The 14,763-nt window shown below is 40.7% G+C and carries 11 protein-coding genes; 1 reads left to right on the forward strand and 10 read right to left on the reverse strand.

The window, feature by feature from the left end; all coding sequences use genetic code 11:
• Nucleotides 1-106: 106 nt before the first annotated feature.
• The 6 genes from LKD20_RS00900 to LKD20_RS00925 all read right to left on the reverse strand — a co-directional run bounded on the left by LKD20_RS00900 (nt 107) and on the right by LKD20_RS00925 (nt 8,101).
• A complete protein-coding gene (locus LKD20_RS00900) occupies nt 107-709 on the reverse strand; it encodes a ferric reductase-like transmembrane domain-containing protein (protein ID WP_227720698.1) in 603 nt (200 codons plus the stop codon).
• Between the two features lie 347 nt (nt 710-1,056).
• A complete protein-coding gene (gene narI / locus LKD20_RS00905; protein WP_105081540.1) occupies nt 1,057-1,728 on the reverse strand; it encodes a respiratory nitrate reductase subunit gamma in 672 nt (223 codons plus the stop codon).
• Nucleotides 1,725-2,249 (reverse strand): nitrate reductase molybdenum cofactor assembly chaperone, encoded by a 525-nt coding sequence (narJ, locus tag LKD20_RS00910; protein ID WP_054748527.1) that lies wholly within the window; start codon nt 2,247-2,249, stop codon nt 1,725-1,727. The genes narI and narJ overlap by 4 nt, the downstream gene beginning before the upstream one ends.
• The gene (gene narH / locus LKD20_RS00915) at nt 2,249-3,676 is read right to left on the reverse strand and encodes a nitrate reductase subunit beta (protein ID WP_227720494.1); all 1,428 of its coding nucleotides are present in this window, start codon (nt 3,674-3,676) and stop codon (nt 2,249-2,251) included. Before narH ends, narJ begins: the two co-directional genes overlap by 1 nt.
• Nucleotides 3,666-7,343, reverse strand: a complete 3,678-nt coding sequence (locus tag LKD20_RS00920; protein ID WP_227720500.1) for a nitrate reductase subunit alpha — start codon at nt 7,341-7,343, stop codon at nt 3,666-3,668. The genes narH and LKD20_RS00920 overlap by 11 nt, the downstream gene beginning before the upstream one ends.
• A 71-nt stretch (nt 7,344-7,414) precedes the next feature.
• Nucleotides 7,415-8,101 carry a Crp/Fnr family transcriptional regulator gene (locus LKD20_RS00925; protein ID WP_227720502.1) on the reverse strand — a complete coding sequence of 229 codons (687 nt, stop codon included), beginning with the start codon at nt 8,099-8,101 and terminating at the stop codon, nt 7,415-7,417.
• A gap of 355 nt (nt 8,102-8,456) precedes the next feature.
• On the opposite strand from LKD20_RS00925, the gene LKD20_RS00930 reads away from it, so the two are divergent.
• The gene (locus LKD20_RS00930) at nt 8,457-9,794 is read left to right on the forward strand and encodes an MFS transporter (protein WP_227720504.1); all 1,338 of its coding nucleotides are present in this window, start codon (nt 8,457-8,459) and stop codon (nt 9,792-9,794) included.
• Between the two features lie 304 nt (nt 9,795-10,098).
• On the opposite strand, the gene hemQ is transcribed toward LKD20_RS00930, so the two are convergent.
• From hemQ to hemE, 4 genes are all read right to left on the reverse strand, one after another.
• Nucleotides 10,099-10,830, reverse strand: coding sequence for a hydrogen peroxide-dependent heme synthase (gene hemQ, locus LKD20_RS00935; protein ID WP_005387634.1), 732 nt, complete (start codon nt 10,828-10,830; stop codon nt 10,099-10,101).
• 142 nt (nt 10,831-10,972) lie between these two features.
• Nucleotides 10,973-12,751 carry a protoporphyrinogen oxidase gene (gene hemG, locus LKD20_RS00940; RefSeq protein ID WP_227720506.1) on the reverse strand — a complete coding sequence of 593 codons (1,779 nt, stop codon included), beginning with the start codon at nt 12,749-12,751 and terminating at the stop codon, nt 10,973-10,975.
• The gene (gene hemH, locus LKD20_RS00945; RefSeq protein WP_227720509.1) at nt 12,748-13,647 is read right to left on the reverse strand and encodes a ferrochelatase; all 900 of its coding nucleotides are present in this window, start codon (nt 13,645-13,647) and stop codon (nt 12,748-12,750) included. The genes hemG and hemH overlap by 4 nt, the downstream gene beginning before the upstream one ends.
• 4 nt (nt 13,648-13,651) lie before the next feature.
• Nucleotides 13,652-14,695, reverse strand: a complete 1,044-nt coding sequence (hemE, locus tag LKD20_RS00950; RefSeq protein WP_227720510.1) for a uroporphyrinogen decarboxylase — start codon at nt 14,693-14,695, stop codon at nt 13,652-13,654.
• Nucleotides 14,696-14,763 lie beyond the last annotated feature (68 nt).

Consider the following 14,763-nt stretch of genomic DNA (forward strand, 5'->3'; position numbering starts at 1 on the left):
CCCCTGTAAAATACAGGGAAGCATCCATGTGTTTAGGCTAGTAAATAATATGTGTCCAGGAAAATGGGTACATATCATAATACAGAAGGGATTCTCGTGATTCATATTATTTCTTTTTAAACATCAAGTAGATGCAGTAGATAACAAGGCCATATGTGATGATATCAAATACTTGTAAGAATGGTACCATTTTGGAAATGCGATTAAAACCATGAATATGTATATCTGCAGCTACTAATGCAACTAAGTTGAAACGGTGCAACCAAATACCAATATTACGGCTAGATGCCGTTACTTTTCTAAGTTTTGGAGTTAAGAACGCAAGTCCAGAGATTGTACCAATGCCGAAAGAAGTAAGGGCCACATAGCCCCCCCACCAACCAAGAACGGATTTAGCAGCTTTACCAAAATAGAGATATAAATGGAATGCAATAACAGCTACAGATGCAATACCTAATGCACGGTGAACCTTGAACATTTCACCTAAGTTATAACGGCTTGTAAACCATTTAGGGCGCGTTGCTAAGTAAGTCATCACAATCCATGCACACCAAGGCACAAGGCCTGTATATACTTTATAGTTACCAAAGGCACGACCACCTACCATATAGCCCCACTCTAGCAAACCGATCATAATTAAGGAGAATACTGCAATCCATATAAAGATATGGTAAATACTCTTATACTGTTTCGTTTCCACTTGATTCATCATAAACCTCTCTAACATAATTCCTGAAATATCAATTTTACTTAACATATTTTATCATTTAAATCGAAATTTGCAGATTACTTATATTAGATAGGTAGCATTCATTATAAGAATAATTCTAATTTAGTCTTTCATTCTAACTATATAAACAACTCAAAAGTGTTTCGGTAAAAGTTAGGTAATTCAATCAGAAATAGTGTTATGTTATGTTATGTTATCTAAACTACTCTAACAAAAATTAATAAATAAAAGCCCCTTGTAGTAGTGAGCATCAGCTTTCACTATTACAAGGGGCTACGATTAATTTGTCATATCATGAAGGGCATACAAATCAATCATCATCCTAATTATTTTTCGTCTCGTTTACGATATACAATGAACGGACGTGTTAAGTAGTTGAGTGGAACACTCAAGCAGTGTACCAAACGGCTGAATGGGAAGATAATAGCTACCACCATCCACGCTAACATATGGAATTTAAACATGAATGGTACGCCTTCCATCAAGGATGGATCAGGCATAAAGGATAGTAAGCTACGGAACCAAGGACCGATAGATACGCGGTAATCAAAGAAACCAGATGCATTAAGCAATGTACCAGCCATACCGCTGAAAATGGCTAATGTTAAGAACAAATATAACCATTTATCGAGGCCAGATGTGTTAACTTTCATAGCAGGTACAGTAAAACGACGTTTCATCAAAAGCAAGAAGCCTACGATAAAGATAATACCAGCTACAGCACCCATGTATAACGCACCTTCATGGTACAAATGGTCATTAATACCAATAGCAGCAGTCCAAGTTTTAGGAATTAATACACCTACAACGTGACCGCCGATAACGCAAAGCAAGCCAAAGTGGAACAATGGATTGGCAATGCGCAATTGTTTTTTCTCTAAAAATTCACTCGATTTTGTAGTCCAGTTTCTTTCAAAATAGAAGAAACGAACCAAAGTACCTACGATTAAGAAGGTGAAAGCGATGTAAGGCAAAGCGCCCCAAAGGAATAGATTCATCGTGCACCGTCCTCCAATCCATTTGCAACAGACAAGATAATATCAAACAAGAATGCATAAGGCAATTTAGCCTCAATGAAGCGTTCTCTAATGTATTCCAATTTTGGCTTACAATAGTCGTAAATTTCTTTTGCTTTTTCATCATCGATAACGGCACATAATTCAAGAAGTGCTGGAACATAGTCTGGCATTTCTTTTGGCAAATCATAGTCGTTTTCTAGGAAGAAAGCTTTAAATTTAACGAGTTCTTCTGCTTGTTCCCCAGTACCTTGTAATTCATAAGTCGACAAATACATTGTTGTATTTTGACTAAAATCAAAGGTACGAACATATTGGTCTTCAAATTCTTTTTTATCGGATTCCTCTACATAGTCGAAGAATTCTAATAAACCTTGGCGAAGTTGAGGATGCCCAACGGATTGGGCGTCCTCTCTCCATTCAGGTAATTCGTTATACCATTGTTCATCAGGATAGCGTAGAAGAAATGACGCAATAAGAGCGATTTTCTGAGCATCCTTCATTATTGACATCCCCCTGTAGGGCAAGCAAAGCCGCGATTGTGTTGCATTTCTAGGCGACCTTCGCGAGATACTTTGACATCAGAAGGAATAACAAAGCGATCGTTGTATTTAGACAATGCCAACAATTTGTACATACTATACATTTGATCCTCTGTTAAATCAACTTTATGTTCAATAGGACCGTCACCTGTTTCACGACGGCGCATGTATTCACGCATGTCGAGAACACGTTGCAATGTACGAGCTAAGATTTCTGTATTACCTGCTGTAAACAAGTTAGCAAGGTATTGTACAGGTACGCGCATTTCATGTGCATCTGGCAAGTATACATCAGATGTTACACGTTGCAAGATTGGGCTGAGTGGTGGCACATACCAAACCATTGGCAATGTACGGTACTCAGGATGCAATGGCAATGCCACGCCCCACTCTTTTACAAGTTTGTATACAGGAGATTTTTGAGCTGCTTTAATCCATGCTTCAGAGATGCCTTCAGCACGAGCCGCTTTGATAACCTCTGGATCATGAGGGTCCAAAATCAAATCTAATGTATTTTCATAAATGTCTTGTTCATTTTTTGTAGCTGCCATAGCTTCTACTTTGTCCATGTCGTAGAATACAACGCCAACATAGCGCATACGACCTACACAAGTTTCAGCACAGATTTGAGGCAAGCCATTTTCTAAGCGTGGGTAACAGAATACGCATTTTTCAGCTTTATTAGTTTCCCAGTTATAGAAGATTTTTTTGTATGGACAAGATGGAACACAATGTCTCCACCCGCGACATACATCTTGAGATACGAGAACTACACCATCTTCGTCGCGTTTATAAATCGCGCCGGATGGACATGCAGCTACGCACGCAGGGTTCAAGCAGTGGTTGCAAAGACGTGGCAAGTAGCGCATGAATACTTCTTCGTAATCAAATACGATATCTTGACCCATCTTAGTTAAGTTCACATCAGATCGAGCATGTTGACCACCAGCCAAATCATCATCCCAGTTAGGGCCCCAAGTAACTTCCATTTTTTGTTTCGTTACAAGAGAGCGAGGACGAGCAACTGGTTGGTTATTTTTACGACCACCATGAATCAATGTTTCATAGTCGTAAGTCCAAGGTTCGAAATAATCCTTCAACTCTGGTTGTTCAGGATGGAAGAATAATTTCATCAAACGATTTGTTTTAGAACCTGTAGAAAGAGCTAATTTACCGGAGTTATCTAGCGTCCAGCCGCCCTTCCATTTTTCTTGGTCTTCCCAATTACGTGGATAGCCTACACCTGGGCGAGTTTCCACGTTATTAAAGTACATATATTCCGCGCCTTCGCGGTTCGTCCATGTATTTTTACAAGTGATAGAGCATGTATGACAGCCTAAACACTTATCCAAATTTAGGACCATGGATACTTGAGCTTTAATCTTCAAGCCAATCCACCTCCTTCAACTTACGAGCCACAATTGTCATATCACGTTGGTTACCAGTTGGGCCATAGTAGTTAAAGCCATAGCTCAATTGACCATAACCGCCAATCATGTGTGTCGGTTTCATGTGAATATGAGTTGGTGCGTTGTGTGTACCACCGCGACGGTCTTTCTTAACTTGCGTACCAGGAACGTTGATGTGACGATCTTGAGAGTGATGCATATAGGAAATACCACGAGGAATACGTGGAGATACAACTGCACGAGCTGCCACAACACCATTTTTATTGAAAGCTTCTACCCAGTCATTATCTTTAACACCAATTTCTGCTGCATCATCTTCGTTGAGCCAAATAGTTTGGCCACCACGGAACAATGTCAACATTTGTTGGCTATCGAAGTACATACTATGTGTAGACCACTTATTATGTGGTGTTAAGTATTTCAATGTAATTTCTGGAATACCTTCTTGTTTGTAATCACCTTGTACTGGTTTGTAGGACAATACAGGTTTGTACAACGCCATAGCTTCACCGTAATCGCGCATCATTTCATGATCACAATAGAAGGATTGACGACCTGTTACGGTACGGAATGGTACTTTATCTTCTGTAGAAGTTGTGAATGGGGAATAACGACGGTTTTTATCGTTTTTACCAGTACTTGTTACAGAGCTAATAATGAAGCGTGGTTGACGAACCATGTCATCAAAGGTAATTTTTTCTTGTTCACGACCTTTTGCGTTCTTTTCAAGACCAGAAAGACCAGTTTTTTCTTCCATTGCCTTCCAAGAACGAACAGCCAATTTACCATTTGTACAAGAGGACAATGTCAATACAGCATTACAAGCTTCTTTACATTCGTAAATGCTTGGACGGCCATGAGAAATGAATTCTGGATTATCGATTGTACCATTTTGTGCGTACAATGTTTGATATTCATCAGATACATCCCAAGCCAAGCCATGAGCACCCATTTTGTTTTCGATGTTAGGTCCTAAAGCAATGAATTTTTCAAAGATTTGGCTATAGTCGCGTTTTACATGAACGAGGTTAGGCATTGTTTTACCAGGAATTGGTTCACATTCGCCTTTGCTCCAGTCAAGAACCTTACCTTCTGGTTGTGCCACTTCACCTGGGCTGTCATGACCAAGAGGCAATGCTACGATGTCTTCGTATTCTGTGAAGCCAGACTCTTTTGCTACGCGAGATACTGTTTCTGCAAGGGTACGGAATGTATCCCAGTCAGATTTAGTTTCCCATGCGCAATCAACAGCAGCTTGGAATACGTGTACATATGGATGCATATCTGTAGAAGACAAGTCTTCTTTTTCATACCATGTAGCTGCAGGGAATACGATATCAGAGTACAAGCCTGTAGAAGCCATACGGAAGTCGATGTCGATTAAGAGGTCAAGTTTACCTGCCCCATCAGCTTCACGCCATTTGATTTCTTCTGGACGTGTAGGTGCATCGTCATCTTCTAATACCGCATTTTTAGTACCTAATAAATGTTTCAAGAAGTATTCATGACCTTTAGAAGAGGAACCGATGAGGTTCGCACGCCATACGAATAAGTTACGTGGATGGTTTTCTTTAGCCGCTGGATCTTCTACGCAGAATTGTAAATCTTTATTTTTCAACGCTTGCGCCACATATTGGTTAATTTCTGCTTCTGTACCAGCACCAGCTGCACGAGCATCATTAATCAATTCTTGGCTACCTTTATTGAAAGTAGGGTACGATGGCAACCAACCTAAACGAGCTGCCAATACGTTGTAATCGCCAGGGTGACGATAACGAGGCTTAGCTAATTTAGATACTCGGTCTGCCAAGTCGATGCAATCAGAACGATATTGTTCTGTAGCAAAGTAGAACCAAGATGTACCATTTTGCAAACGAGGAGCTTTACTCCAGTCGTTAGCTGTCATGATACCGCCCCAACCTTCAATAGGACGAAGTTTTTCTTGACCTACGTAGTGAGCCCAGCCACCACCGTTAACACCTTCTGTACCGCAGAAAATGATAAGGTTCAAGATGGTACGGTAAATCACGTCAGCATGGTACCAGTGGTTGATACCACCGCCCATGATAATCATGGAACGACCTTTAGTTTTTTCTGCATTATCAGCAAATTCACGAGCCGTAGCAATAGCGATATCTGCTTTTACGCCAGTAATTTTTTCTTGCCATGTAGGTGTGTAAGGAGTGTCATCTGTATAAGATGTTGCCACTTCACCACCGATACCACGGTCGATACCATAGTTAGCAAGAATAAGGTCATATACAGTAGTTACTTTTACAGGACCATCTACAGTTTGTACTGTAATTGTAGGAATAGCACGTTCAATAACGCCTTCATGCTCTTCATCGCCAAAGTATGGCAACTTAACAACAGTCACATCTTCACGTTGATCAAACACGGATAAGCGAGGGTCGATTTTAGCCCCTGTATCGCGGTTTTCAAGGCGTAAGTTCCATTTTTGTGGATTTGTGTGACGGTCGCCCATTGTACCATTTGGAACAACGATTTCATTTGTTGTTTCATCAATTAATACAGTTTGGAAATCAGCACCGTCTTCTTTGCTTCCTAAATCCTTAGCATTTAAGAAACGGCCTGGTTGTACAGTGCCGTTGATTTCTTCAACGCGTACAAGGAATGGCATATCTGTGAACTCTTTAGCATACTCTTTGAAGTATGGAGTTTCTTTATCGATGTAGTATTCTTTTAAGATTACGTGGCCCATTGCCATAGCAAGAGCTGCATCAGTACCGGCTTTTACATTGAGCCAAGCATCAGAAGAAGTTGTAGATTCCGCATAGTCAGGGGATACGGATACTACTTTAGTACCTTTGTAACGAACCTCTGTTAAGAAGTGAGCATCTGGCGTACGAGTCAATGGTACGTTAGAACCCCAAGTCATGATGTAACCAGCATTGTACCAGTCACCAGATTCAGGTGTATCAGTTTGTTCACCCCAAACTTGAGGGCTAGAAGGTGGTAAATCAGCATACCAGTCATAGAAAGACAATGGTGAACCACCCATTAAGTTAAGGAAACGAGCACCTGCTGCATAGGACAACATGGACATCGCTGGAATTACAGAGAAGCCTGCGTTGCGATCAGGGCCGTATGTTTTTGCAGTATATAATAAGGATGCAGCAGTAATTTCTGTCGCTTCATCCCATGTGGAGCGCACAAAGCCACCCATACCACGGGCAGATTTGTATTTTTTCGCTTTTTCAGGATCTTCTACGATAGATTTCCAAGCTTCGATTGGGTTCTTAGCATGCTTTTTAGCTTCTCTCCAAAGCTCAGCCAATTCGCCGCGCACATATGGATATTTTACGCGCAATGGGCTATAGAGATACCAAGAGAATGTTGCACCACGAGGGCACCCGCGTGGTTCGTAATCCGGCATATCATCTGGTGTTTCAGGGTAATCAGTAGCCTGATTTTCCCACGCTACAACACCATTCTTAACGTAGATATTCCAGCTACAAGAACCAGTACAGTTTACGCCATGCGTTGTGCGGACAACTTTATCGTAAGACCAACGGTCACGATAAAAATTTTCCCACTCGCGACCGCCATCTTCAGTTATTTGATGGCCGCTTGGAGATACGTTCTTCTTGCGAAGAAACTTAAACTTTTGAGACAACAAGCTCATCTCGTGTCCTCCTTCAAAACTACAAAAAAATCCTTTGTGCTAGCTGAGCTAACACAAAGGAGAAAATACTGTTATTCGATATTACTAATATTAGGGTCTATATTATCAACCTCTAAATCAAGCAATCCGATTAAAGCATCAAAATCACAGATTACTAGATGGTGTTTGTCATAGGCTACATAGCCCAACTTACGCAACTCACTTAGCATGCGATTTAAACTTTCTCTTGATGTGGCAGCAAATTCAGCCAACTCTTGATTTGTTAGGGCGATATCGATAAAGATACCATCCTCGCGCTCTACACCATAACTATTGGCTAAGCGCAACAAGGTAGAATAAAATGCTCCCTTCTTGCCATATAGTAGCAAGTCTCGGTATTTTGCCTGTTGACGACGCATATGTAATGTGTAGATTTGCATCATCGCAATAGCCAATGAATGATCTTTTGCAATAGCTGGCTCTAACACATCATAGCGAATGGAATAAACAGAGCAATCCTCCCGAGCGATGGCGTTGAACACATAAGTTCTTGTGTTCTCCTCATACAACGGAACCTCACCAATTACATTATTCGGACCTACTAGACGCAACGCAAAAATGTGCCCACTAGATTCGAATTTCTTAATGCTCATTCTACCTTTTAACACTACGTAAAAGTGTTCTGCCTTGTCCCCCTCGTGGAAGAGAAAATCACCTTTTTTAAGATGGAGTTTCTCGCCCGGCAAAGCAAGTAATTGGTTAATTAAATTTTTATCCATACCTTCACCACTCCATTGTACTTTTAAAATAAAATCCATTAGTTATACTAATCTATTTATAGTAAAAGCACATGTATTATATACTTTTTTGTATATATAAGATTATTATAACTTATTAATTTCAGAATATGTGTGTTTTATGTCACATTCACAAAAAATTTTACAATATATAATATATTTGTGATATAAGACATTGCAATTTTAGTTGATACAATAATTATAACTCAGTTCTCTAAGTAATTCGAATACTTTCTATAGAAATTCTATAGATTGCAATATTCATATACATTGACTGATAATTGTATCTTCCATGTCTTCATTGCATGTATAGTTTTTCAGTAAGGAGAAGTTCAAAATGAGCGAACTAAAAATGCCTCAAGTAGGGGCAAGCCGAAGCGAAATTGTGGCTAATTGGCAACCAGATAATCCAGAATTTTGGGAAAAGTTTGGTAAAAAAATTGCTAAACAAAACTTGGTTATATCCACAATTGCATTAACCCTTTCATTCTGTGTATGGTATTTATGGGCAACCATTGCAGCGCAACTCAACGGCGCAGGCTTTAATTTCACAACCGATCAATTATTTACCTTAGCTGCGTTGCCAGGCCTTGTAGGTGCTACATTACGTTTTGTATATACCTACATGCCAGCCTTAATCGGTGGTAAAAACTGGACATTTATTTCCACACTTATTCTATTAGTTCCTGTTGTATGGCTCGGCTTTGCCGTTCAAGATACAACAACTTCTTATACGACATTCATGATTTTGACTGCCCTTATCGGTTTAGCGGGCGCCAACTTCTCGTCCTCCATGGCGTACATTGGCAACTTCTTCCCTAAATCCGAAAAAGGTACTGCTCTTGGTATCAACGGCGGCGTTGGTAACCTTGGTATTTCCGTAATCTACTTCTTAGCTCCATTCGCTATGGGTTCTGCTGCATTAGGTAGCGTATTCGGTGTAACACCAGCTATCATTAAAGGTAATGCAGTATATCTTGCTAATGCTGCTTTCATGTGGATTGTACCACTCGTTGTTATCCTTGCACTTATGACACGATTCATGGATAACTTGCCATTAGAAAAACCAAATCCTAAAAACCTTGTACAAATCTTTGGTAATAAACACACTTGGGCACTTACATTGTTATATACCTGTTCCTTCGGTGCCTTCTCTGGTTATGCAGCAGCACTTGGTCTATTAGTAGGTAAAGAATTCCCAGAAGTACCATTTGCTTCTATCGCATTCGTAGGTCCACTTGTAGCAGGTGCACTTCGTCCTGTAGGTGGTTGGTTAGCAGACAAAATTAACAGCGGTACAAAAGTTACCTTTGTAAGCCTTCTCGGACTATGTGCTACAACAGCTCTAATTGCAGTTGGCGTAGATATGCACAACTTCCCATTATTCTTTGCTATGTCCGTGTTGACATTCGTATGCTGTGGCTTCGCAACTGGCGCTACATTCCGTATGATTCCTCACGTATTCGGTAATCCATTGCTTTCCTCTTTAATCACAGGCTTCGTAGCTGCCGTAGCTGCATACGGTGCATTCATTACACCTAAAATCTTCGGCTTTGTATATTCCACATTCGGTAATATCCATCCAGCCTTCGCAGTATTGTTAGCCTTCAACATCGTAACTGTAGCAGTATGCTACTGGTTCTATGTACGTAAAAGCGCGAACATGAACGTATAATTTTCTGGAACAGAAAATTTACGTTCACATCAGCATACTACAAAATATAATTCACTTTTCTTAACTAAGTGATAAAAGAAACCCCGCATCTCTCCTCCATACTTATCAGGTCTGCGGCCTAGGGCCTTGACCTCGTAAGTCGGATCAATGCGGGGTTTTCTTTTATAAGAATATAGTTATGGATATCCTACTCAAACATAGTGAATTATATTTTACGCAGTACAAGACGTTAACAAATTTTCTGTTCAAAATTATAACCTTCATTTCAAGGGAAGAAAAGGGGACTGCTAAGCAGTCCCTTTTATTATCCAAAGATTTCTTCTAGTAATGCATCGTCGATGATGGTACCAACGTAGAAGTCGCTAAAGATGCCGTATTTTGCACTGGCGATTTCAAAGCGCATATCGTATACGATTTTTTTGAATTGGATGTCGTCGTTACTGAAGATAGTAATACCCCATTCCCAGTCGTCTAGTCCACAGCCACCTGTTGTAAATTCAGATAGAACGTCTAAATATGTTTTACCAAGCTCGCCGTGAGATTTCATCAACATGCCGCGTTCTTGTGGTGGTAGCATGAACCAGTTGTCATCACCTTCACGTTTTTTGCTCATGTTATAGAAGCAGATGTATTTATCGCGAGGTACATGAGGGTACAGTTTTTGGTTGACTTCTTCTGTATCGAGTTTAGCTTTAACGTAAGCACTGACTTCTGTTACAGATGTATAGGAATATGTTTGAACTAATACGCTTGCAATAGCGAGGCGACGGAATTTGCGTTCTACTTGTGCCAAGTATTCAAGGGATGGACCAAGGATCCATAGGATTAAATCCCCTTTTGCGCCATTGCAATCATAGAATGCATAGCTACCTTCTTTAGCTTGATGTTTAGCCTCAAGATCCGCTAAAAATACTTTTAATTCGTTGCGCGCTTCCGCTTTTTCTTCAGCTGTAAAGCAGTTCCATGCGCTAAAGTCCATGGCAAATACCATGTGTTGGCTATGCCAACCTTCTACTGTAGGGATTGCTTTCCCCATTATGATCACTCCTATCTATGGTGATTATATTAAAATGATATATTTCTATTACTATAAGAATCGAAAAGACTCCATATACTATTATAGCATATGGAGTCTTTTCTTATAATTATTTATTAATATTAGTTCTCACTACTTAATATTAGTTTTCATTACTGCCTACAATAGACTGTATGAGTTCTTTCGCCTGTTTCACACCATCAGGAATACCAATTCCATCAAATGGAGTGCCAATAAGGTGTAAGTTTGGATAATTCTCGGCTACATGTTTACGCACAGCTGTAATACCTGCCCGATGGCCCACATTATATTGCGGCATGCAGTGGATGAGACGATTGATACGAACCCATTCAGGTTGCGTAGAGAAACTCATAATGCGTTGAATTTCTTTCACTGCTAATTCTGAAAGTTCCTCATCATTGAGATGTTCTACTACATCATTGCCAGGTTTACCGATAAAGACGCGCAATACAATCTTATCGTCAGGCGTTGTTTGTGGCCACTTTTGATTAAGGATTGTACATGCCGTGAGCGGTGTATCTGTGTTGCGTGTAATCAACAGGCCAGAGCCTTTTAATTCACCATCGAAGGTACTTTTATCAAAGGCCATGATGGCAATAGCGCAACTAGACTGTTCCATGGAGCGCAAGAAATCAAAGCCTTCATCATCTTTAAACCATTGATTATACGTCGCCGGCGGTGTAGATATAATCACATGATCCGCCATAGCAGGAGCTTTATCAAGAAGTACCTCTGTAGCTGAATCTATAGCTAAATCTGTAGTAGAATTGCTAGTTTCAACCCTGTTATCAGCGTTACTAGAATCAGTTTTAATGGAATTGGAAGTGGATTTGAAATTAGAATTAAAATTAGCACTAGCATTAGCTTCACAGCCACAAGCATCATTTCCAGACTTCACCACATCGATAGCATACATACCTTCAACATAGCGAATATTAGAAACTAGTGTCCCTGTATGCAAGTGCACATTACTAGGCATAGCCTCAACAATAGCGGTAATAACACTTTCAAGGCCGCCTGTCAATTGACGGAACATCCCAGATTGAGCTGCTGTACCCTTACGGCTTGCCATATCCACCTGTGATTTTGTAGTCTGTTGCTGCAGGCTAGATTTTGTAGCATTGCTAGTACTATGTGCATTATCACCTGTAGAACGGGCTTGACTAGACTTCGCTTCATGACTTTCAAATTGACGGTCTGTCATAGTCCCTTTACCAGCACGCGGTACGTCACCTTCAGCAACAGCACCTTTAGCCGCTTTAGTAACCCCCGCTTTGGAGTGGCCCATCTTAGCAGCCATCATACCTTTTACCATATTCCCATATTTTTGTTCTACTTGAATAAAATGAGGGAACGTAGACAATAAACTGATTTTATAGATATCGCCACCATAGATACCAGCTAATAATGGTTCGATGAGCTTATCCATCATTTCTTGTCCCAAATGGTATTTAAAGAAGTGACCAATGGATACATCACCATTTTTATCGAGCTGATAAGGCTTTTTAAAGTAATCTAAGCTAGCGCGCAATTTCCCAGGCCACGAAATGAGCGTTGCTTTCACAAAAGGCATCATTTCCGTTGGAATCCCCATGATAGAACCACCTGGAATAGGATGTATGGAACCCTTGTCATACACAAAGGCTTGCCCTGTTTCATTCGATACAAGGGTGTCCCCTAAGCCCAGATCATAGACGAGATCTGTCATTTCCGTTTTACGGCCTAAGTAAGAATCAGGTCCGAGCTCTACCACGAAGTCATCGACGCGTTGTGTTTGTATTTTCCCACCAAATCGTGGTGCTTGTTCATAAAGAGTAATGGTCCAGTCCGGCTTTGCACGGCCTAAATAATAAGCCGCTGTCAATCCGGTTAAGCCACCGCCCACTATTGTTACATTCACGAATGAATCCTTTCTATTATTGCACTCGCCATCGCTTGCAAGAATGTCTCATCACAATTCGGCATTTCTGCACGCATATATACAGCGCCGCCAGCATCAACGAGTTCTTTACACTCTACATCATTATCGTACAATACCTCTACATGATTGCTTACAAAGCCAAATGGTACTAAGGCTATATGTATCGCACCACTACGTAGAGCTTGATTAATTGCTTCTGCTACGGTTGGCCCTAACCATTGCCCATGAGGGGCTGCGCTCTGCCAAGCTACAGACCACTGTTCTAAATCGCAACGTTGAGCGATTTCTTTTGCACTTTCCTCTAAGGCCAAAACATAGGAGTCTCCATTATGACTATTAATAAGAGGTATGCTATGAGCACTAAAAATTACAAATACATCTTTAGTGTCATTGATGCAGTCTGAAACTGCTTTTACCCAATACTCGATAAAGGAAGGTTGATCCCACCAAGCACGAATAACATCAAAGGTTACATCTTGAAAGTCACCAATTGCAGCCTGCACTTCTTTCTCATAAGCGCCAGTACCAAGAGTCGTAAAGAATGGGGCCGTTACGATAGCGATAATATGCTCTACACCTTGTTTGACTAATGCATCTACCGCATCAGCAATGGACGGCTTCATATGAAGATATCCAATGGCCGATGGTATGGATGGCAACAAAGTAAGCAGTCTATTATATTGACGTTCTGCCATCGTTTGTAATTCTACGTTGGACCACTGACCAATGACATCATAACGATGGGTAAGATTTGCAACTTCAGCATCGGTCGGCACGCGACCATGACGAATACTCGTCATATATGGTACCAAATCATCCTTACTTGAAGGGCTACCATAGGATAAGAATAATAATCCTTTTTTCTCGATGTTCACTAGCTTACCCCTCTTGTGCCCATAATTCACGACTGCGTTCATGTACATAGTCTGTGAGCCAATGGAGCTTTTTAGGATCCGCCTCTGGGAATACGCCATGACCTAAGTTAAAGATGTGACGGCCATAACGAACACCATCAAGTAAGATACGATCCACTTCGTGAGCTAATGTTTTTTCATCAGCGAATAAGTAGGCTGGATCGAGATTACCTTGTACCGTTTGTGTTACGCCTCGTTCATTAGCCATAACGATGGAACTACGCCAATCAAGAGCGATTACATCCAATGGCAAATGAGACCAAATAGATACAAGATGATCTGTACCAACACCATTCATAGCCATAGGCAAGTTAGGGTATCGCTTCTTTACAGTCTTAATAATGCGTTCCATATGAGGATAAATACCTTGTTTATATTGGTCCGCATTCACTGCACCAACCCAAGAGTCGAAGATTTGTAATGCATTCGCACCTGCTTCGGCTTGCATAGACAAATATTCAATGGACATATCTGCTAACTTTGTCATCAATGCATTCCACACATCTGGTGCACCGATGAGCATGCCACGGGTCTTATTATAATTCTTTGTTGGTCCCCCTTCGATGAGGTAAGACGCAATCGTAAATGGTGCGCCACAGAACCCAATGAGCGGAACATCGAGCATACCAGATGTTAATAGACTAATCGTTTTTCCAATATAATCTACCTTTGTAGGATCAAAGGTATCTAATGTATCTACATCAGCCATGGAGCGAATTGGTGTATTAAACACAGGGCCCACACCAGCCTTGAGTTCTACGTTTACATTCATCCCCACCATAGGACTCATAATGTCCTTATAAAGGATGGCTGCATCTACGCCGTATTCTTTTACAGGTAGCTCTGTAACACGAGCACACAACTCAGGCTCTTTTGTAATTTCAAAGAGCGTATATTTTTCTTTGATTTTGCGGTATTCCGCTTGGCTACGACCAGCTTGGCGCATATACCACACAGGTGTTACACCAGGGTTCTTACCTTGGATCATATCTAAATATGCTGTATTCAAGTACTCAACCCCTTTCTTTCTAATCAATACTAACACACTATGATAACTAAAACAGTTACTTTAGTTAC

The sequence above is a fragment of the Veillonella fallax genome, assembly GCF_020687175.1.
GTDB classification, from domain to species: domain Bacteria; phylum Bacillota; class Negativicutes; order Veillonellales; family Veillonellaceae; genus Veillonella; species Veillonella fallax.

What these genes read in the sequence shown, in the direction of transcription:
- LKD20_RS00900 (WP_227720698.1), bottom strand. Translation starts at nt 709, where the DNA reads ATGAATCAAGTGGAAACGAAACAGTATAAGAGTATTTACCATATCTTT.
- narI (WP_105081540.1), bottom strand. Translation starts at nt 1,728, where the DNA reads ATGAATCTATTCCTTTGGGGCGCTTTGCCTTACATCGCTTTCACCTTC.
- narJ (WP_054748527.1), bottom strand. Translation starts at nt 2,249, where the DNA reads ATGAAGGATGCTCAGAAAATCGCTCTTATTGCGTCATTTCTTCTACGC.
- LKD20_RS00920 (WP_227720500.1), bottom strand. Translation starts at nt 7,343, where the DNA reads ATGAGCTTGTTGTCTCAAAAGTTTAAGTTTCTTCGCAAGAAGAACGTA.
- LKD20_RS00925 (WP_227720502.1), bottom strand. Translation starts at nt 8,101, where the DNA reads ATGGATAAAAATTTAATTAACCAATTACTTGCTTTGCCGGGCGAGAAA.
- LKD20_RS00930 (WP_227720504.1), top strand. Translation starts at nt 8,457, where the DNA reads ATGAGCGAACTAAAAATGCCTCAAGTAGGGGCAAGCCGAAGCGAAATT.
- hemQ (WP_005387634.1), bottom strand. Translation starts at nt 10,830, where the DNA reads ATGGGGAAAGCAATCCCTACAGTAGAAGGTTGGCATAGCCAACACATG.